Here is a 19562-nt window from a genome sequence, read left to right on the forward strand (position 1 = left end):
ATTCATTTTCTGTATGAAATGGCGGCGTAAACCACCCTTTCTTCGAGAGAATATTTTTGACCAACCAATCTGTGACGCGTGATTTTTCCTTAATATAAAAACAAGCTATGAAGGTGCCATCTTTCTTCAAGACACGCCATGTTTCTTGATTTCCTGTATTTTTCTACCCACTCCGGTATCTGACAATATGTAAACCCCACCCGGTTTTAACACACATAAAACTTCTTGCATTATGAAAGCAGACTCTCCGTCAAATCCCGATTTCTATTTTTGTTTCCATAGCATAGTGTACTCTTTTTCACCAGTATCTTCATCCAAATCTTCACATTGAATAATGAACCCTTCTCTTTGGTAAAAAGAAATTGCTCTGGCATTCTTCTGGTATACATTTAATCGTAAGCTAACTTTTTTATTCTTAACATAATCCAATAAAAGTTTACCTATACCACATGACTGTATTTCATCAGAGACAAAAATACCTTCGATATATTCATCATTTAGTCCTACAAATCCTTGTATCATTTTATCCGCTTCAAACACATAGACTTCGGATTGTGACATCATTTCTTTTACTAATTCATAATTACTTTTCCAGTATTGATTGGAAATAAAATAATGTGCTTTCAGATTTGTCTTTAACCATATGTCAGCGACTCTATCGATATCTCCGTTCAGCAATTTTCTAATCATAACAAATATTCTCCACAACTACATCCTTTATGCTTTTCTCTTTTTTCCATTCTACCACAAGCTCACCATTAATCATCATTTTTTTGATATTTTTTCTTTTCCCCCACTGTAAAACAGCCTCTGAGCGTTTCGTTATATAGAGGGGTACACATACAGAGCAAGATCCACCCGTGTTTAACAGTATTGCCGCTTGGCATCCTGTTCTCCTATGGGTTTTATCTTGATGGGGATCTCCCCATACCCTCTTCATAACAGACGTTTCACTTGTCTGTTGGTTCCACCTAAAGGTGTTCACAGCACTATTTCTAATATCGGAAGGGACAGCCGATATTGAAATACGTGGACTCCCAGTGGGAGGAATAGTAGCAACGGAAGGAGGAGTATGAGAACAAAAAACAAAGATAAAGAACTAAATCACAGACATTTTGTTGCAGTACGACTGACAGATGTCGAACTCAATTTGCTGGATCAAGGAGCTACTTGTTTTTCAATCTCACGATCTGAATATCTGAGAAAACTTCTGCTTGAGAAGCAAATCAATCATCAGATTGAAGTTGTTGCAGACATGAACGATCTCAGAAAACTGGTCAGTGAATATGGAAAGATTGGATCGAATCTCAATCAGATCGCCAAGCATTTTAACAGTGGTGGCAGTCAGTCACGTGCTATAGAAAACGAAATCCATCAGTGTATCACGGACTTATTCCTATTGAGAAAAGAGGTACTGAAACTGGCAGGTGGTATGAATGGCAATCGTAAAGCACATTAAAAGCAGAAATGCAAATTACTCGGCTGCTATCAATTACCTTCTGTTTGAACATGATGAAAAAACCGGGAAAAAGATTGTAGATGAATCCGGACGAAGCATCCTACGAAAAGAGTTTTATATGGATGGACTGAACTGTGATCCGATGTCTTTTGACAAGGAATGTGAACTGACAAATGCTCATTTTCACAAAAATAAGAAACGTGAAGATATCAAAAGTCACCACTACATTATCAGCTACGATCCAGCCGATGTTACAGAAAACGGTCTTACCGGAGAGAGAGCACAGGCAATCAGTTTGGACCTTGCAAAGCAGATGTTTCCCGGATATCAGGCACTGGTGGTTACTCATACTGATGGTCACAATGAATCCGGAAATATCCATACTCATATCGTCATCAACAGTGTGCGAAAGACTGCAGTGAAAAGGCGGCCTTATATGGATAAACCACATGAGGAAGCCGCCGGTTACAAGCATCGATCCACTGATAAATTCATGAACACTTTTAAGAAAACCGTCATGGATCGGTGCCAACAGGAAGGACTTCACCAAATAGATCTTCTTGCACCGACTGAGAAAAAAATTACTCAGAAAGAATATATGTCACAGAAACACGGCCAGCAAAAACTGGATGAGATCAATCAGAAAATTATTGAAGATGGTCTCAAACCAACATCCACCGTGTTCCTTACACAGAAAGAATATTTACGAAATGCGATTGATGAATGTGCTACCACATCCAATAGTTTTGATGAATTCCAATCCAAACTTCTGGAACAATTTCAAATCTCTGTGATTGAGCATCGTGGCAGATACAGCTATCTTCATCCTGATCGACAGAAGCGGATTACTGAACGTGCACTGGGAACACGATATGGAAAAGAGCACCTGGAACAGACCTTCTTACGCAAGGATCCATTGGCCATTCTCTACGTCAGATCTCACCTGCGTCTGGTTGTAAATCTCCAGACAAATGTGAAAGCAATGCAGAGCCCGGCTTATGCTCATCGGGTAAAACTTTCTAACCTGCAGCAAATGGCAAATACCATTATCTATGTGCAGGAACATGGATTTGATACGCAGTCAGATTTGAAAAATACACTGCTTGCATCAAAGCAGGAACTGAAAGAAATGCAGACACAGTTTGCTCAGCATCGATCCGATCTAAGGATTCTCAACGATCACATCCGTTATACCGGACAGTACTATGCAAATAAGGAAGTTTATTCCCAATTTTCAAATGCAAAGTACAAAGGAAAGTACCGGAAAGAACATGCGAAGGAAATTCAGAAATATGAAAAAGCCAGAAATTGGCTGAGATCCTTTTATCAGGATGGAAAGATGACAAGCCTAAAAACCTTGACTTTACAAAAAGAAAAACTGCAACAGCAGATAGCTTCCGAAGAAGAAGCAATAAGCAGCTTGAAAGAAAAATTAAAAGATCTGGATACTGCCGATCAGAATGTTGATGCCATCCTTCAGATGCAGATTCCGGAACCAGTAAGATCAAAAACCAAGGATCTCGAACGATAACTATTACAAAACAAAGGAGGAACTATCACATGACACAAGAAGAATTTAATGTTGTATTTGAACTTCAGATGAGAAAGTGTGCCGATATTCTGGCACATAAAAAGAAAGAATATACCGGTGATAATATTGACCGTCTCAGTGCATTCAAGATTGCTGCCGCTTTACAGAACTGCGATCCAAAAGCAGCACTGGCCGGTATGATGTCGAAACATGTCGTATCCCTTTACGATATGTGTTATTCCACTCTGTTACATTTTGACATGGAACAGTGGGATGAAAAAATCACAGACTGCATCAATTATCTGATCCTTTTAAAAGCTCTGGTAAAGGAGGAACAGGCCTATGGATCACATTGAAACAGCTATCTTAAACTGCTATGGAATCCGGGAAGCAGAACAAAATATGGTCTTTGCAGCCAGGCTCACACAACACGGTCATACGATCCAGAACATGGCAGATCTGATGGAGCTTTACCATCAATCCTACAGTCAGAAAACTGTAGAAAACATTGCAGGACTTCCCCATCCAACAGTACAGAAATTCATGGTCATTACCGTGGCTGTTGTTGGTGCAAGCAGACGCTTCCTGGCACAGATCACCAGGCATCAGAACGAAGTGAAATACATGAGTGCATCTCTGCAGTACAGCAATTATTCCGGTCACGCTGCATTTGCTATTCCATATGAAATCATGAAAGCAGATAAAGAAATCCAGAATATTTACAAGAAAAGCTGTCAGTCAGATCTGGATCACTATGCAGAACTCTGTGCCTTAGGCATTGATCATGATTCAGCCGGATATGCCACACCTCAGGGACTTCGTAACGTACTGGTCATCAGTGCAACGCCTTACCAGTGGAAGCATATGATCGGTCAGAGAACCTGCAGAAGAAATACGGATGAAACAAGGATTGTGATGCTACAGATCTGGCAGAGATTGTACAAATTAAGCCCAATTCTTTTTGCACCGGATCTGACCGGTTCATTCTGTCAGAGAGGAAGCTGTATGGAAAAACAGATGTCCTGCCAGGATCCTATTTCGAAACTTTGGATACCGTCAGATATCTTAAAAGCAGATTATCCATTGCTCATCAGAAGGGAGGTGAGCAGCCATAAAGATTAAACTGATTGACTTTGGTCTGAAAGCAGATCATCATCCCTTCCGGCCACATGAAAATGATGCCGGTGCTGATGTATTCATGCCTTATGATTGCGTATTAAAACCAGGTGAGGTTGCAAGAATTCCACTTGGATTCGGTCTCATCATACCAGATGGATTTGCCGGATATGTCTTTCCACGAAGCAGCATGGCAGCAAAAGGACTGGTATGCGAACTTCCACCGATCGACTCCGGTTACCGTGGTGAGATCCACGCCATTATCAGCAACGTAAGCACATCTTCTCAGACCATTCATAAAGACACACGCGTCGGTCAGCTGGTGATTACACCGGTCGTGATCGCAGATTTTGTCCTGGACCTTGGTAATGAACGAGGAACCGGGTCATTCGGAAGCACAGGAGAATAATACTATGATTACATTTGGAAGAAAATTAAAACACTTAAGACAGAAAAATCATCTCACCCAGAAAGAACTTGGCATAGCTGTTGGATTTCCCGACAGCTGTGCTGATGTCCGGATTGCTCAATATGAAGGCGATGTCCGAACACCAAAAGAGGATCTTATGAAACTCTTCGCATCAACACTCGGTGTTCCGGTTGAACTCTTTACCGTACCAGTACTCTCAGAACCTAGAGAGTATGAAGCGGCAGAATATTGGAGGTATGAGTTAGGGGCGGAACTAGATTAATTGTCATAATACTGAAATGAGGCAACGGATTTTCCGCTGCCTCGCTTTTATCATTTTGAGGGTAATTGAAAATATCCTCCTGTGTTGAGCAATCCTCTTTTTCTGCGCTTTATCTGCATATCTATATATTTCATTTTATTTCTGTTCCATCGATAAAAAGCACATATTTATCCGGATTATGAACAATATCATAATCTTTTCCATATTCAATCGGCCTAAGTTCTATCTGCATAATGGATTTTCCATTTTCGATATCTTCCTTCCAAGAATATACGGTCATATCAAGGCTGGTTGCATATCCATGATCTGTAGAAAATTTTATTGAATGAAATGAATTCTCTTTGTACATTTTTAAAAGCAGTCTTGTAAATGCTTCTTTATCAGAAATATTTTTTCTGTTAGCAACTACTGTAAGATTCTCATCTCTATTCATAGAAAAACTGCCAACTACATCTGGCTCACCTTCTTTATACTTTAATAAGCTTTTCCCAATTATCATTCCAACAATAATCGAAAAAACGATAGCAACAAATACAAGTGTTATATTTTTTTTCTTCATTTTATCAAGTTCCTTAGAATTATATATAAGTCTTTAGAACTACTATATCATATTTTCACGTTAAACCAAATAAAAAAGAAGAGCAATAAGCCCTTCCATCTTCTTATTCACGTATTTATTCCACCAATGCTCTCACTGCATTGATAATTCTCTGTTGCTTTTCTTTCGGTAGTTTCTCTATCATTTCAGATAATTCATTCGTAACGCCGCTAACCGAATGTGTCACAACATCAATCAATAGTGTATCTGCTGAAACATCTAATGCATTTGCAATCGCAATAAAAGTATCAAGTTTTGTTACTTTCAGTCCTCTCTCTATAACACTTACATGAGTTGGACTCAAGTTTACCAGTGCTGCCAATTCTTCTTGTGTAAGATTCTTAGCTTCCCTTGCAGCTTTTATTCTCTGACCAACCGCCTTTAAATCCATTGTGACACCTCCTTTAGAACGATAATTCGGTCTAAAATTAGTATAACGATTGATCTTTAAAACATACAGAATCTACAGATTGTTAACTTGTTCTTTAGAACTATTTTAAATCAAAAAGGCCCAAAAGGGCACTTTCCCTTTTGAGCCTATACACTTTATCAGCTAACGTATTTTACTTTCATTTTTCCTCATGGTCATGAGGCTTTTTTCTCTTAAATCGCATTCTATGAATCCTTCGATTACTCTTTCTGTTCTTCAATAATTCGTTCGGTTGCTTTATGAATTCTATCCTTGGAATAGGGTGGTCTTAAATTCAATGATAACCGCCCTTTTTTGATCATATACGTTTCACTTCCATCCTCCGAAGATCCTTTCAACCAGCAATCATCCGGATACTTCTCAGCAAAGGACCGTAACCGTTTCTGCAGACTCTGATTGAAGGTATACACATCATAGAATCCATCATCTTCATTGGTCAGAATAATCGTTTCTTTTTCACACTTTAACCTTCGCATATTCTACCCCCGCTTTCTTTCCATTTCCTGATCCAGGTACTTTGGTATCGGCTTTCCGGACCGGCGAGCAATAGCAATCTGTTTTTGATGGAGTCGTTTGATCACAGATCTTCGTTTCTTAGGTTTATTATCCTGTTGATTTCGGGAAGTCTGTTTGTTGCTGTGGGCATCAGAGATCTTTTCTGGATTCTTCTTCTGATTATTTACCAGACCATCCACCATATCATAATTTGCTTCGGTACCGGATTCTCTGCTCCGTTCATAAGTGCCATTCTGGTAGAACTTCTGATAATGTTCCAGACGGATTTTGCCATCCTGTTTTAACTGTTCGACCGGATTTAATGGTACCTGCTGTTGGATGTAATCATGAATCTTTTGTTTTGTCTTTTCATCGAATTTCTTACATTCTTCGACAACCATTTTTCCATAGGCATCCAGGATAACACCCTGCGCCTGATCCCGGTATACCTGATGTTCCATTCTTGCTATTGCAAATAATGGCGTGTACAATTCTCTTGGAATATTCAACATGTCATACACAAAACCACTATAGAAATCTATATTAGGACTTACTCCTTTGAATATCTGACGCTGCTTTGCAATCAACTTAGGTGCAATCTTCTCAATATTGTTATAAAGGGTCATATCTTTCTCACGTCCTTTATCCCTTGCGAGTTGTTCTACAAAGCCTTTGAACACCCTTTCTCTCGGATCTGAAATAGAATATACAGCATGTCCCATTCCATAAATAAGTCCTTTCTGATCAAACGCCTCTTTCTTCAAAATCTTACTCAGATATGATGCAATTTCCTCTTCGTCTTCATAATCTTTCACATGACTTTTAATATCATCCATCATATTCATTACCATCAGATTTGCACCACCATGTTTTTTCCCTTTTAAGGATGACATTGCTGCTGAAATAACAGAATAAGTATCTGAACCTGAAGATGTTACTACCCGTGTAGTGAATGTAGAATTGTTACCACCACCATGTTCCATATGTAACAATAATGCTATATCCAGTACTCTTGCTTCCAGTTCTGTGAATTTTGTATCTGGTCTTAATAGGCGCAGGAAATTTTCAGCAATAGATAAATCTTTTTCAGGTCTATGAATATACATACTTTCGTTTTTTTCATAATGACAATAAGCATGGTATGCATATACTGCTAACATAGGAAATGCTGCGATCAACTGCATACTCTGCCTTAGCACATTCGGAATTTCAAGACTTTCTTTCTCCTTATCGTAAGAGCCCAATGTAAGAATACTTCGAGTCATAGAACCCATAATATCTGATGTAGGTGCTTTCATAATGACATCTCTGGTAAAGTTAGTCGGTAGTTCCATACAATCAGATAGTCTTCCCTGAAATTCCATTAACTGTGTATCAGTTGGCAATTCTCCGAATAAAAGAAGATATGCTCCTTCTTCAAAGACAAACCTTTTTCCTTTACTTCCTGTTACTAAATCTTTTATATTATAACCACGATAAGATAACTCGCCATCACATGGACTCTTTACTCCATCACGATATTCAAAAGCTTTTATATCAGAAATATTTGTAAGCCCCGTCAACACACCTTGGCCTTTTTCATCTCGTAAGCCTCTTTTTACACCATACTCTGAATACAGTTTCTTACTAATGCTATCATTTTGTTCACAAAAAATTGCTTGCTGTTTCATATAATTTTCCAAATTGCTCATTTGAATCGCTCCTTTCATTCTGTTACGAACTTACATACTATACTCAGATATTCTTGTTTCCAGTGCATTCAGCATTGTCTGTTCTTTTTCTTATTCTTATTCATTAGCAATACAATACAATGGAAAACTCAATTTAACCTCAACAAGGTTTGTTTTTTCATCCATGCAAAATCTTCTTTGTACAACAGACTGTTAGATATAGCAAAAACGGCCTTTCAAAAACAGTTAACTTCTAAATCAACTGTTTTTTGAAAGGTCGTTTCATCAGATTCTTATAGCAATCCAGCAAATAATCTCATAAATAATTGTCCCAGTCGCAAATATGCACTTCGTCCGGTTTGATATTGGTCTGTCACATCACGACATTCTCCCATCGTTCTTATCAGATCATTTTTTATTTCCACAACTGCCTGACAATCTGCCATAAAACAGCCGTTTTCAAAATGGTGATATAAACTTCGATAATCCAGATTAATTGTTCCACAAGTTGCCATACAGTCATCTGCCACACTCATTTTTGCATGACAGAAACCAGGAGTCCACTCATAAACACGAACACCATGTTTAACTAATCCATGATAAAAAGAACGAGTTATATTATAAATGAATTTTTTATCAGGGATACCAGGTGTGATAATTCTTACGTCTACCCCTCGCTTAGCAGCCAGACATAACGCATGCGTCATTTCATCTGTTATGATTAGATATGGAGTCATAAACCAACAATATTTTTCAGCTTTATTTATCATACTGATATAAACTTCTTCTCCTACTTGCTCATTATCCATAGGGCTGTCTGCATAAGGTTGAACAAACCCAGTTTGCTGTGCCGCATAATCATAGTGGAAAAGGTATTTACTAAAATCAGAATCATTAGCATCCTTATCACTTACTGCATTCCACATTTCCAAAAATGTCACCGTAAGCGACTGAACAGCATCTCCTTCTAAACGAATACCTGTATCTTTCCACTGTCCATACGGGTGTGTGTAATTAAAATATTCGTTTGCTAGATTATATCCACCTGTAAATCCGACTTTTCCATCAATAACTGTTATTTTTCTATGATCACGATTGTTCAAAAACAGATTTAAACCTGGCATAAACGGATTGAATACACGGCAATGAATTCCTATTGCCTCCATCTTTTTCACAAAATCTGTGTTAATAAAGCCTATAGAACCCATATCATCGTAGAATACTCTAACTTCCACACCTGCTTTTACTCGCTCTTCCAGAACATCTTGAATCTTATGCCATGCTTCAGCGTCTTCTATCGCATGATATTCCATAAAGATAAACTTCTGTGCTTTCTCCAAATCCTTAAGCTGTGCCTCTAATCCTTTCACTGCTTCATCAAAATACACAATATCCGTATTCTGATAGATTGGATACTGCGAATTTCTTTGTATGTAACTTGCTATATTTCCTGCTTTCGGAATTGTTTCTTTTATTTTGCTCAAACACTCCTGACTGTCCGGAAGCATTGGTAACAATTTGCTATCAATTTCTGCATATCGCTCACGCATTTTATGTGTGCCACCATTCAAACCAATCAACAAATACAGGCCTACACCCATAATTGGGAAAATTAGAATTAAGATGACCCAAGGCATTTTCATAGAGGATGTCTTATTTGATGAGTACAATCCCAAAACCAAGATCCCACTCAAAATCCTTGTAAATAAATTTATGATTTCTGCATATTCATTCAAGCGTGTTACGATAGTAATAATAAAAATCACTTCCAGAAGAATGCAGATTATGGAAAAACACAGCCGTTTTACCCCATTTTTTGTTTTTGCTTTGCCCTCTAAAGTATCTTGTTTCATATATATTCCACCTTCCTACTTGCTCAGTTTTCTCCCTAAATTTCGTGGAACATACCAATTTTGTCTTTTATTCTCTGCATTTCATTATCTGCTTCAATGATAGCTCTTGCAGAATGAAGTAATTCTTCACTTATCTCATCATAGCCAGGCATTTCTTCAATTCCTTTTTTATAGCGAAGTTGATGTTCCAATGTTGCCCAGAAATCCATACCATTGGTTCGAATCTGTAATTCTACACGCATAGGTGTTTTACCCTTAGCAAAAAATACTGGTATTTCAACAATCATATGATAGCTTCGATAACCATTCGATTTTGGATTTTTTATATAATCTTTTATTTCAATAACTTTAATATCATCCTGTTGGGTAATCAAATCTGATATCATATAAATATCGTCAATAAACGCACAAACTATTCGAACGCCTGCTACATCATTGAGATATGTCTGTATATTTTCTGTTGTAAATTCATATCCCATCTTCTGCAATTTATCGTAAATACTATTGGGCTGCTTAATTCTTGTTTTTATAAAAGAAATAGGATTTCGATTGTTCTCAACTGAAAATTCATCATCCAAAACCTCAAGTTTAGTTTGTATCTCCCTAATAGCACAACGATACATCATCATTAAATTATAAAATTTTGTAGCATTATTTAAAAACTGTAGTGATTCCGGACTGTTCATCCCGAGTTTTTTTACTTCATCTTTTGTCATGGAACTTTCCTTTCTACCTCATCCCTGATTTCAAAACATTATTTATTTTGATAGTTGATTCGTTCTCCTTGAATTACTGGATAACAAATCATTTTATCACTATCCAGATTTTCTACATGCATATCTACTGCACTGATCTGATGGTTTTCATAAGTATTGTAATAATAAATACCTTTTGTAACATTACAACACGACGTATACAATGTGATTTCATATTTTCCATCCGCTACTTCGCAACATCCTCGTTGCTGATCCACAGATCCGAGAATGTGGAAGAATTGGCTAACGCTTTCTTCCTCTGATTCACCTGAAATTGCATTTACCTTTGTAAAAGCTACACGTACAAAGCGTGAGGAAGATGAGAGATCTCCCGGAAGACCTAATCCTCCCATACCTCTACTATATGCATCAAGAGCCAAATTTTCGCAGAAAGTATTTCTGGGCTGTTTAGGAGATAAATACATATAATTATTTAGTTGAAACATCTGCTGTGGAAATGGCGGATTATTCGTAAGCACTCCTACTGGATTGTCATAAATATGCAAACCATCTGACATAGATTCTACCGTAATTGACTCATTCTCATCAGAAATGATCCAGTGTAATTGTGCTAATGGTAATTGCTCGCTGAAAGGAGTATTAACAATATTAATTTGTTCAAGAAGCTCGCGAACTTCAACTAAAGAAGAACACTGACTTAAAATCCACGGAATAAATTCAAACTGTGCAATATTTTCCACATCTGGCTTAATCGCGGCATAAACAGCATTTCCGACAAAATTCAGTCCTGCCATTGCCACTCCTTTTTCATTCATAGCATCATAATACAAAGGATAATCCTCTGCAACATGAGCCATTCCAATAATTGCATAATGATTTTTCATATCGCCAACATGGCGAAAATTAAACGCATAATTACGTGGTGTAATTACTATCTGATCACCATAAGAGAATTCATAATCGAGGGTTCGTCCAAAGTAAAAATCTTTTGTTTTATAAGTTGCTGCTGTACACATGATCGTTTATCCTCCTAAATAGATTGAAATATGTCAATGAGTTTTTTCTTGAACAATATTATAGCACAATTCTTTTATTTTGTTCCAACTTCATACATAATCATAACATGTAAACTTTAAACTATTTTCCTAGATTATTTCTCCATCAGTTTTTCAAACCAGGTATTCATAGCTAGGATGAATTGACCTACGTCTGGCAATTCTTGCAGCATTTCGTTTAGGGTTTTGTGCTTCACATATTTCTGCACATACACCCAACAGGCAACGCTACTGGCTTCTGATACAATGTCAGCTATGGTTTTGCGCATAAGCTCTTCAAATTCAGCAATTTCTTCTTTCGGAACAACATCATACAGTGTTGGTGCCTGATGACTTATTTTTACTCCATTTTCATTTGCATCTTTAAGCAGATTCTTAACTTTTTCTCTTGAATCCTCCGGTACTTTCATGTACTCCCACATAAATGTTACCACATCGGACGGTGTGTCTTTTTTTAGTGGTGGTAACTGAATATAATCATTGTTTTCGCTCATTTTCATATCCTCCTCACGATATAATAAAATCAATAATACGTTCTCTTGTCATGTCCAGTACAGTGTCCACGAATACTCCTGCAAACAGGATCAGATACAGAATTACACTCAGCGAAAATAGAAATGCAACCTGTACCCAGTCATGATAACAGTATGCAGTCGCTATAATCAACAAAGTGAATATAAACCCAAGGATCCCTCTGACAACCGCATAAGTCTGTACTGTCATCTTCACTGCCAGGCCGATCACAAAAAGAATCAGCCATACCGGCAGTAATAATATCTTTCCAGCAAGTTTTAAAATAAACATGTGCACCTCCTATCTTACCAGTCCTGGCATATCATGGTTCACCTCTGCCTGATAATACCCGTTCATCGTTGACGGTGCATTAAACAGGGCTGCTAATAAATATTTCTTGATGTTCTTCACCTTTGTGGTGTTACCACTCATACAGTGTAAGACGTACTCGATATGTGAATAGGTCAGCATCAGAAATTTTTTCTTCACCAGTGATGCCGGATACCAGTTGCTGGCAATCAAGATCTTGTCATTTTTACACATCACAGTCTCTACGATCAGGTTTACGATTTCATCTACCTGCCGCATATCGTTATGATGGGTTACTTCCAGTGATTCATAATCAATGGTCTCTTTGACAAGGTTTTCATAAGCCTGATAATCCTCAGAGCGGTTATCGCTATCAAATCTTTTCTCATCCACAGATATGATAGGATTAGATTTATTATCATTCATTTCAGTATCACTAAGATTAGTATTATTAGGGTTTGAAATGTAAACTTCTTGAAGTTTGTTTTCGGGACTTCTAGAAGTTTGATTTTGGGACTTCATGAAGTTTGAAATGTAAACTTCTGTAGATTCCTCATTTTCCACAGAAGTTTGTTTTTTAAACTTCTTTAATTCCTCTTCAAATTTTTTCTCATCTGTTTTCTCAGGCATAAAGGTTTTCACGTAGATAACGTTCACCTTTCCAAATCCCTGTCTGCGTTTCTCAATCAGGCCAATCCCTGTTTCGTCATCCAGTTCTCTCATGGATTTGATGGCTTTATTTCTGCCACAGTTCAGTAATTCCATGATATCTTCGATGGAAAAGTAGATATATGCTCTGTTTTTGTCATCAAACCACTGATTCTTGATAGAAAGAGACATTCGATCCAACATCAGTCCATATAAAATTTTAGCATCGCTCGATAAATCTTTAAAATAACTGTCTGTAAATAATGCTTTTGGTATGCGGTAGAAGCTGAACTGATCAGCTTCGGTACCGTAAAAATAATTAAATGTCATTTTTTTCTCCATAATTTCCTCCTTTCATTTTCTGCTAAGAAGTCCTCTTTTTAAACTTCTTTGACTTTGTTTTCTTAGCTTTTTCTATCCTTAACAGGACTGTTCCTGCATCCATTTTTCTAATAATGATTCAATCACCTGCTCCATATCTTTGGCTGTATAATCATCCGGAAAGTACTTTGTTAGTTTCTTTTCCGAGAATGTGAGAGACCGGGATACTTTCTTTGCCATCACACAGTTATTGAAAATTGATAACATCTGGATCTGATTGATTGGCCCATCATTCAGTTGATTTCTGAGTGATGCAATCTGTTTTGGCTTGATAAATCCAGTGTCGCTAATATATTCGTAAATCCATTCCTGTACTTCCTTATCGATATAGGAGATATTAACAGCAACCGTGAACTGAAGCTTTTTGTTATCTACCAGATCAAGAAGTTCCGGAATTAACTCTGTCAGTCGAATGTAACGCTGAATCTGTTTATAACTTTCACCTGTCCCATCCGCAATTGCTTCCGTTGTTCTTTTGAACTTTGGGACATTTTGTCCCAAAGTCAAGTCTGTCCGAGAACCTTGGTGTTTCATGGCCTCTTGTTTCATTTTGTAAGCAAAAGCTTTTTCACTCGGCAACAGTTCCTCTCGCTGAATGTTAGCGTCCACCATAGCCACAATGGCATCATCATCTGATAATTCTCTTACGATTGCCGGAATTGTCGTCAGTCCTGCAAGCTGTGCTGCATGCATTCTTCTGTGACCGGATACCATTTCATATTCTTCATTTTCATCCATGCGAAGCAGTACCGGTGTCAGCACTCCATTGATCTTTACGCTTTCTACCAGGTCCTGCATCTTTTCATCATCCAGCACCTTGAACGGATGATTCTTAAACGGATGGATCTTACTGATCTCTATCTCCATTGCTGACTCTTCATTTACCACACCAAGCAATTCATCAATACTAGCCAGTTTAATCTTTTCGCCACTTCTATTTTTCATTATTCAAAACCTCCTGTGTCAATTTCATATATGCCTCAGCAACTTTTCCTTTCGGACAGTGCATGTAGATACTTTTTCCCTCTGCACTGGTCTCAGCTGCTTTTACGGACATCGGAATCACATTTTCAAATACTTCTATCTGGCTTCCATAGGTTGTATGTACTCTCAATGCAATGTCCCTTGCGTAATTGGTTCTAAAATCTACCATAGTCAGGAGAATGCCCTCAATCGCCAGTTTCCGGTTCAGCCTTTTCTTTACTGTAAGAATGGTCTTGATCAGCTGCTGAAGTCCTTTCACCGGCAGATATGCGGCCTGTACAGGTATCAGCACGGAATCGGAAGAGACCAGTGCATTGATTGTCATCATACCAAGGCTTGGCATACAGTCGATCAAGATATAATCGTATCGGCATCTTATCGCATCGATGTATTCCTTCATGATCATTTCCCTGCTCATAACATTTCCCATCGTTACTTCCAGGGCAGAAAGCTCAATATTTGCCGGAAGTAGATCTACATTTTCCTGGTGATGTAAGATACCATCTTCCAGAGAGATTTCTTCTTCATTGATGACATCCATCATGATCGTTGCCAGTGTGATGCGAAGATCATCCGGTTCCTCATATCCAAGACTTGCGGTTAAACTTCCCTGTGGATCCGCGTCGATCAGCAACACTTTCTTACCTTCTCTTGCCAGTCCAATGCCTACATTTACGGTTGTGGTGGTCTTTCCAACGCCGCCTTTCTGGTTTACTACGGATATAACTTTACACATGATTTCTTCCTCCTTTAACTTTCCCATGATTCTTTTTTCCATAATTTTAGTAGTGCCAATATTTCCCGTTTCATCATTGCCGGTGTATAGGAATTCGGAAAATACTTATGTAACTGTTCGTTTGTGAAAGCCACTCTTGTGATTTCACCCTTTTTAACCTCACACATGATTTCTTCCATCTTTTCCAGTGACAACTGCTTTTCTTTACTCAGTTGCCGGATCCTCTGGGCCTGTGAGAGTGACGGGATTGCCTGTGCATACTCCATTGCTACAAGCAGTTCCTTTTGCTCTTTTTCACTTAATGCAGCTATCTCTACAGCCGGACAAAAAGAAATAATCTCATCATCCAGTTTCTGCAGCATTTCCGGTATCAGTTTTGTCAGTGAGATATAACGCTGCACTTGTTTTGGGCTATCACCACAATCCTCGCTGATAATCTCTATCGCCCGCTTTCTTGGTGTTTTGTGGTCAACTTGACTCTTTTTTCGACCACTTTTTCTTTTTAATACGTCATTCTTCAATTTGTAAGCAAAAGCTTTTTCACTGTAGCTGATCCGTTCTCTGTGAAGATTAGAATCTACCATGCTTAAAATGGAATCATCTTCACTTAATACCCGGATAATCACCGGCACTTTTCGGTATCCCAGTTTCTCCGCAGCATGTTTTCTTCTGTGGCCGGATATGATCTCATAGTATCCATCCGGTACCGGTCTGACGATCAGCGGATTTAATATTCCATACTTCTCAATGCTTTCCTGCAGAAGAAACATTTCCTTATCATCTTTCACCTGAAACGGATGCTCTTTGAACGGTCGAAGACGCTCAATCTCAATTTCTATGATTCTTTCTTCGTTTTCTCCTGATTGTCTGTTTGGCTCAGTCATCTTGACTCCTTTCCTCCAGGATTCAGGCAATAAAAAATGCCTGCCTGGAACTTTTATAGATAGTAAAGTTCCAAACAGACATTGCTGTTTGACCATTAGCTGTAGCTAATAGAATTGAATACTGTTTCAGCTAATTTATGTTTGCAGGTTTGGGAGAGATTGTTTCTTTTCCCGCCTTTTCTCTGATTTACATCCCCGAATAAGGGGTGACAACGGAGCGGAACCCAAATGTTAGCTGGAAATTGATCATTTTGAATGGAATTTTGTGTCACGAACGTGATTTGAAAATAACAAAAGCGTTCGTTGTCAGCTAATCCAGCTAACATTTTCGAACGCTTTGAAGCCCGTCGCCAAGAGGATTTGAACCTCCGACCCCTCGCTTAGGAGGCGAGTGCTCTATCCAGCTGAGCTATGACGACACATGCCGCAAACCCTTGATTTTACTGGGTTTCTGGGATTTTTCCCTTCGGCCATATATAAGATATCAACTCTTTTTCGAGTTGTCAATCTACAGATTTTTTTGATTTGGTAACATTAGAACGTTCCCCAATTTGGGGAATGCTTTGTTGTCACCATTAGCATTTTTCAGAATAGATTCGAACTGAAAGTTGTTTTTCATTTTTTCCCTTTGGGGAATGCCTCGGCTTTCGCTTAGGAGGCACTTGTTATATCCATTTAACTAAGGGAACATTTTTATTTTCAACATCTCTCATTCTACCACGAATGGGAGATGTTGTGAAGTGTTTTTAAAAATTGATTTTTCCTTGAAGCCAGATATTTCCTTTGAATCGTCTTCCAACTTCCGGAACTCCCATAACTTCTTTTTCAGGAATACACACATCAAATTGTAATTCATTCACATCCAATGTCATTATGTAGAGCGTTTCCTGCGTTACTTTGTTCTGTGTTTTGCGCAAGTCTATGATTTCTCCCAAAATCGAATACTCGTCGCATTCCACACCATACGGCATGAAATATGTCTCTACAATCGTAAAAATATCTTCTGTAATCAATCGCTTTGATACTTTAGAATAGGTGTCAATGTCATCCAAAGTGAGACTTTCCATTGCCTCCTGATCGCCATTTCTAGCTGCGCTCAAAAGCATCATGCGATTGCGCTCCTCTTCTTTTCTTGTCTTTTCCAAATGTTCATCTTTTGAAATCGGGAAAAGAATCATTCCGGAAGAGCCAAGTCCGGATAGCGTCACGGATGTTGTTCTCTTTGCAAGTCCGCCAAGCTGCTTTTCTTTCATATACTCAATTGCATTTTGTATATGGAAAATAATACTTGCTCCCACTTTTACATCCTCGCAGATTCCGACATACATCTCTTTTTCAATGCGTCGCTCCACAAGCACATCCGCATAAGTTGTAATTCCTGTGCCTTCAAAATATGGCACATAATATTCCCTCTCGAAAATTTTATCCTGATCCATCTCTCCGTACACAGAAATCCCTACACTGTCACCATATTGTTTTTTTAACTCATAAAATTCTGATGTTTCATCCAAAGATACTGCCTGTTGCGAATCAAATTCGTCTGCAGTCTGCCTGAGTATCTCTCGAATCTCCTGCTTTTTCTTTAATTCTGTAAAACCGATTGCTTTTAAATACTTATGCACGTTTTTACCTTTCTATTATCTAATCTCTGTTTTTCCACCCATGTATGGCTGTAATGCAGCTGGAATCTTTACAGAACCATCTTCCTGTAAATTATTTTCCAAAAATGCAATCAACATTCTCGGTGGAGCAACTACTGTATTATTAAGTGTATGAGCAAAATACTTGCCATCTTTCCCTTTTACACGAATATTTAATCTTCTTGCCTGTGCATCTCCAAGATTTGAGCAGCTTCCTACTTCAAAATATTTTTGCTGTCTTGGTGACCATGCTTCTACATCGACAGATTTCACTTTTAAATCTGCCAAATCTCCTGAACAGCACTCTAAAGTACGAACTGGAATATCTAATGAACGAAACAGATCAACTGTATTCTGCCACATTTTATCATACCATTCCATGCTCTCTTCTGGTTTACACACAACGATCATTTCTTGTTTTTCGAACTGGTGAATACGATATACACCACGTTCTTCAATACCATGAGCACCTTTTTCTTTACGGAAACATGGTGAATATGATGTCAATGTTTTAGGAAGAGTCTCTTCTTCCAACATTGTATCAATAAATTTACCAATCATAGAATGTTCACTTGTTCCAATCAGATACAAATCTTCTCCTTCAATTTTATACATCATGGAATCCATTTCTGCAAAGCTCATAACGCCTGTAACAACGTTACTTCTGATCATATATGGAGGAATACAGTACGTAAATCCTCTGTCAATCATGAAATCACGTGCGTAAGAAATCACTGCTGAATGCAATCTTGCGATATCTCCCATTAAATAGTAGAAACCGTTTCCAGCTACTTTTCCAGCTGCTTCAAGATCAATACCATTAAATTTTTCCATAATTTCTGTATGATATGGGATTTCAAAATCCGGAACAACCGGTTCTCCATATTTCTGCAATTCCACATTTTCGCTGTCATCTTTTCCGATTGGAACAGACGGATCAATAATATTTGGAATTGTCATCATAATTGTTTTGATCTTTTCTTCCACTTCTTTTTCTTCTACAGAAAGCTGTTCAATCTTTTGTCCATCTTCAGCAATACGCTTTTTGACTTCTTCTGCTTCTTCTTTTTTCCCCTGAGCCATCAACGCACCAATTTGTTTTGACACCTTGTTTTTTTCTGCTCTCAGCGCTTCTACTTCCTGTTTAATTTCTCTGTTTCTCAAATCCAGTTCAATCACTTCATCTACAAGTGGTAATTTACTGTCCTGAAATTTATTCTTGATATTTTGTTTTACAATTTCCGGGTTTGCTCTTAAAAATTTGATATCTAACATGGTCTTTCTCCTCTACTCTCTACTTTTTGATATTTTTTAAATCAAGTCCAAATGTTTCCTGATACATCGCTTTTTCTAATGATTCTGCTTCTTCTTCTGACAGTTCGATATAACTTTGTCCATTTACAATCTCTTTTACATAATTGTAACAGCCATCTCTGCTATGCATAGAATTTAAAATAAATCCACTGTCTTTTCCATCAAGTAATGCGATTGCAAAACTTAATTTTCCACCCATTTCATTAAAAGCATCATATTTTACAATTCCAACTTTTTGATAATTAGCTCTGACGTTTTTGTTCAGTTCTCGAATATCTTTACGATTTTTTTGAACCGTATCCACCATATTATCCAATTCACTAAATTTTTCAAAAATACTATCTTCTAAAGTTTTACCATTCTTTCCACGCATAAACGTTGTATAACTGGCTTTTAAACGATTGTATTTCATATTGGTGCGGATTGCAATAAAAAACAATATAATTATTAAAACAAACATTGCAATCAAGATAATACCTGGATCAATTCCTATTGTTTCCAACAACTTACTTTCCATATTACAAGTTTCCTCTTTTAC

The 19562-nt window shown here is 37.8% G+C and carries 24 protein-coding genes and 1 tRNA gene; 6 read left to right on the top strand and 19 right to left on the bottom strand.

What is annotated here, in order from left to right; translation table 11 throughout:
* Positions 1–264: 264 nt before the first annotated feature.
* A complete protein-coding gene (locus AC6I5B_RS18145; protein ID WP_497773516.1) occupies positions 265–690 on the bottom strand; it encodes a GNAT family N-acetyltransferase in 426 nt (141 codons plus the stop codon).
* Complete coding sequence (locus AC6I5B_RS18150) at positions 683–940, bottom strand: hypothetical protein (protein WP_270608476.1); 258 nt, start codon at positions 938–940, stop codon at positions 683–685. The genes AC6I5B_RS18145 and AC6I5B_RS18150 overlap by 8 nt, the downstream gene beginning before the upstream one ends.
* Before the next feature lie 132 nt (positions 941–1072).
* Here AC6I5B_RS18150 and AC6I5B_RS18155 point away from each other — a divergent pair, with 132 nt between their 5' ends.
* The 6 genes from AC6I5B_RS18155 to AC6I5B_RS18180 are packed head-to-tail and all read left to right on the top strand — an operon-like array spanning position 1073 to position 4798.
* Positions 1073–1459, top strand: coding sequence for a plasmid mobilization protein (locus AC6I5B_RS18155; RefSeq protein WP_270608475.1), 387 nt, complete (start codon positions 1073–1075; stop codon positions 1457–1459).
* On the top strand, positions 1437–2990 hold the full coding sequence (locus AC6I5B_RS18160; RefSeq protein WP_497773517.1) for a relaxase/mobilization nuclease domain-containing protein: 1554 nt from the start codon (positions 1437–1439) through the stop codon (positions 2988–2990). The genes AC6I5B_RS18155 and AC6I5B_RS18160 overlap by 23 nt, the downstream gene beginning before the upstream one ends.
* Positions 2991–3019: 29 nt before the next feature.
* Positions 3020–3346 (top strand): hypothetical protein, encoded by a 327-nt coding sequence (locus tag AC6I5B_RS18165; protein WP_029471619.1) that lies wholly within the window; start codon positions 3020–3022, stop codon positions 3344–3346.
* Positions 3333–4112 carry an FAD-dependent thymidylate synthase gene (locus AC6I5B_RS18170; protein ID WP_270608473.1) on the top strand — a complete coding sequence of 260 codons (780 nt, stop codon included), beginning with the start codon at positions 3333–3335 and terminating at the stop codon, positions 4110–4112. The genes AC6I5B_RS18165 and AC6I5B_RS18170 overlap by 14 nt, the downstream gene beginning before the upstream one ends.
* A gap of 16 nt (positions 4113–4128) precedes the next feature.
* The gene (locus tag AC6I5B_RS18175) at positions 4129–4515 is read left to right on the top strand and encodes a dCTP deaminase domain-containing protein (protein WP_270608480.1); all 387 of its coding nucleotides are present in this window, start codon (positions 4129–4131) and stop codon (positions 4513–4515) included.
* 4 nt (positions 4516–4519) lie between these two features.
* Positions 4520–4798, top strand: coding sequence for a helix-turn-helix domain-containing protein (locus AC6I5B_RS18180; protein WP_005334794.1), 279 nt, complete (start codon positions 4520–4522; stop codon positions 4796–4798).
* A gap of 130 nt (positions 4799–4928) precedes the next feature.
* Here AC6I5B_RS18180 and AC6I5B_RS18185 read toward each other — a convergent pair whose 3' ends face one another.
* The 17 genes from AC6I5B_RS18185 to AC6I5B_RS18265 all read right to left on the bottom strand — a co-directional run bounded on the left by AC6I5B_RS18185 (position 4929) and on the right by AC6I5B_RS18265 (position 19541).
* Entirely contained in the window at positions 4929–5357 is a 429-nt protein-coding gene (locus AC6I5B_RS18185; RefSeq protein ID WP_195678624.1) for a hypothetical protein, read from the bottom strand.
* A gap of 115 nt (positions 5358–5472) precedes the next feature.
* Positions 5473–5787 (bottom strand): helix-turn-helix domain-containing protein, encoded by a 315-nt coding sequence (locus AC6I5B_RS18190; protein WP_003864550.1) that lies wholly within the window; start codon positions 5785–5787, stop codon positions 5473–5475.
* Between the two features lie 239 nt (positions 5788–6026).
* Positions 6027–6302 carry a molecular chaperone gene (locus tag AC6I5B_RS18195; RefSeq protein WP_270608472.1) on the bottom strand — a complete coding sequence of 92 codons (276 nt, stop codon included), beginning with the start codon at positions 6300–6302 and terminating at the stop codon, positions 6027–6029.
* Positions 6303–6305: 3 nt separating this feature from the next.
* The gene (locus tag AC6I5B_RS18200; RefSeq protein WP_270608471.1) at positions 6306–8030 is read right to left on the bottom strand and encodes a citrate synthase; all 1725 of its coding nucleotides are present in this window, start codon (positions 8028–8030) and stop codon (positions 6306–6308) included.
* Between the two features lie 254 nt (positions 8031–8284).
* Complete coding sequence (cls, locus tag AC6I5B_RS18205; RefSeq protein ID WP_497773518.1) at positions 8285–9844, bottom strand: cardiolipin synthase; 1560 nt, start codon at positions 9842–9844, stop codon at positions 8285–8287.
* Between the two features lie 35 nt (positions 9845–9879).
* Entirely contained in the window at positions 9880–10560 is a 681-nt protein-coding gene (locus AC6I5B_RS18210; protein WP_055166959.1) for a GTP pyrophosphokinase, read from the bottom strand.
* A 38-nt stretch (positions 10561–10598) separates the two neighbouring features.
* Positions 10599–11576, bottom strand: coding sequence for a choloylglycine hydrolase (gene bsh / locus AC6I5B_RS18215; protein WP_270608469.1), 978 nt, complete (start codon positions 11574–11576; stop codon positions 10599–10601).
* Between the two features lie 134 nt (positions 11577–11710).
* Positions 11711–12115, bottom strand: coding sequence for a hypothetical protein (locus AC6I5B_RS18220; protein ID WP_270608468.1), 405 nt, complete (start codon positions 12113–12115; stop codon positions 11711–11713).
* Between the two features lie 7 nt (positions 12116–12122).
* Positions 12123–12419, bottom strand: a complete 297-nt coding sequence (locus AC6I5B_RS18225; protein WP_005334864.1) for a hypothetical protein — start codon at positions 12417–12419, stop codon at positions 12123–12125.
* 9 nt (positions 12420–12428) lie between these two features.
* Positions 12429–13427 (bottom strand): DUF6017 domain-containing protein, encoded by a 999-nt coding sequence (locus AC6I5B_RS18230; RefSeq protein ID WP_270608467.1) that lies wholly within the window; start codon positions 13425–13427, stop codon positions 12429–12431.
* Between the two features lie 78 nt (positions 13428–13505).
* Positions 13506–14411 (bottom strand): ParB/RepB/Spo0J family partition protein, encoded by a 906-nt coding sequence (locus AC6I5B_RS18235; protein WP_497773519.1) that lies wholly within the window; start codon positions 14409–14411, stop codon positions 13506–13508.
* Positions 14401–15186 carry a ParA family protein gene (locus AC6I5B_RS18240; RefSeq protein ID WP_497773520.1) on the bottom strand — a complete coding sequence of 262 codons (786 nt, stop codon included), beginning with the start codon at positions 15184–15186 and terminating at the stop codon, positions 14401–14403. Before AC6I5B_RS18240 ends, AC6I5B_RS18235 begins: the two co-directional genes overlap by 11 nt.
* Before the next feature lie 14 nt (positions 15187–15200).
* Positions 15201–16166: a ParB/RepB/Spo0J family partition protein gene (locus AC6I5B_RS18245; protein WP_062807461.1), complete on the bottom strand. Its 966-nt coding sequence runs from the start codon at positions 16164–16166 to the stop codon at positions 15201–15203.
* A gap of 249 nt (positions 16167–16415) precedes the next feature.
* Positions 16416–16489: transfer RNA gene (locus tag AC6I5B_RS18250), tRNA-Arg, on the bottom strand.
* Between the two features lie 327 nt (positions 16490–16816).
* A complete protein-coding gene (locus AC6I5B_RS18255; RefSeq protein WP_004613270.1) occupies positions 16817–17692 on the bottom strand; it encodes a DUF3881 family protein in 876 nt (291 codons plus the stop codon).
* Between the two features lie 15 nt (positions 17693–17707).
* Positions 17708–18985, bottom strand: coding sequence for a serine--tRNA ligase (gene serS / locus AC6I5B_RS18260; protein ID WP_004613271.1), 1278 nt, complete (start codon positions 18983–18985; stop codon positions 17708–17710).
* A 19-nt stretch (positions 18986–19004) separates the two neighbouring features.
* Positions 19005–19541, bottom strand: a complete 537-nt coding sequence (locus AC6I5B_RS18265) for a DUF4446 family protein (protein ID WP_004613272.1) — start codon at positions 19539–19541, stop codon at positions 19005–19007.
* Positions 19542–19562: the final 21 nt, after the last annotated feature.

The sequence above is a fragment of the Faecalimonas nexilis genome (genome assembly GCF_059731825.1).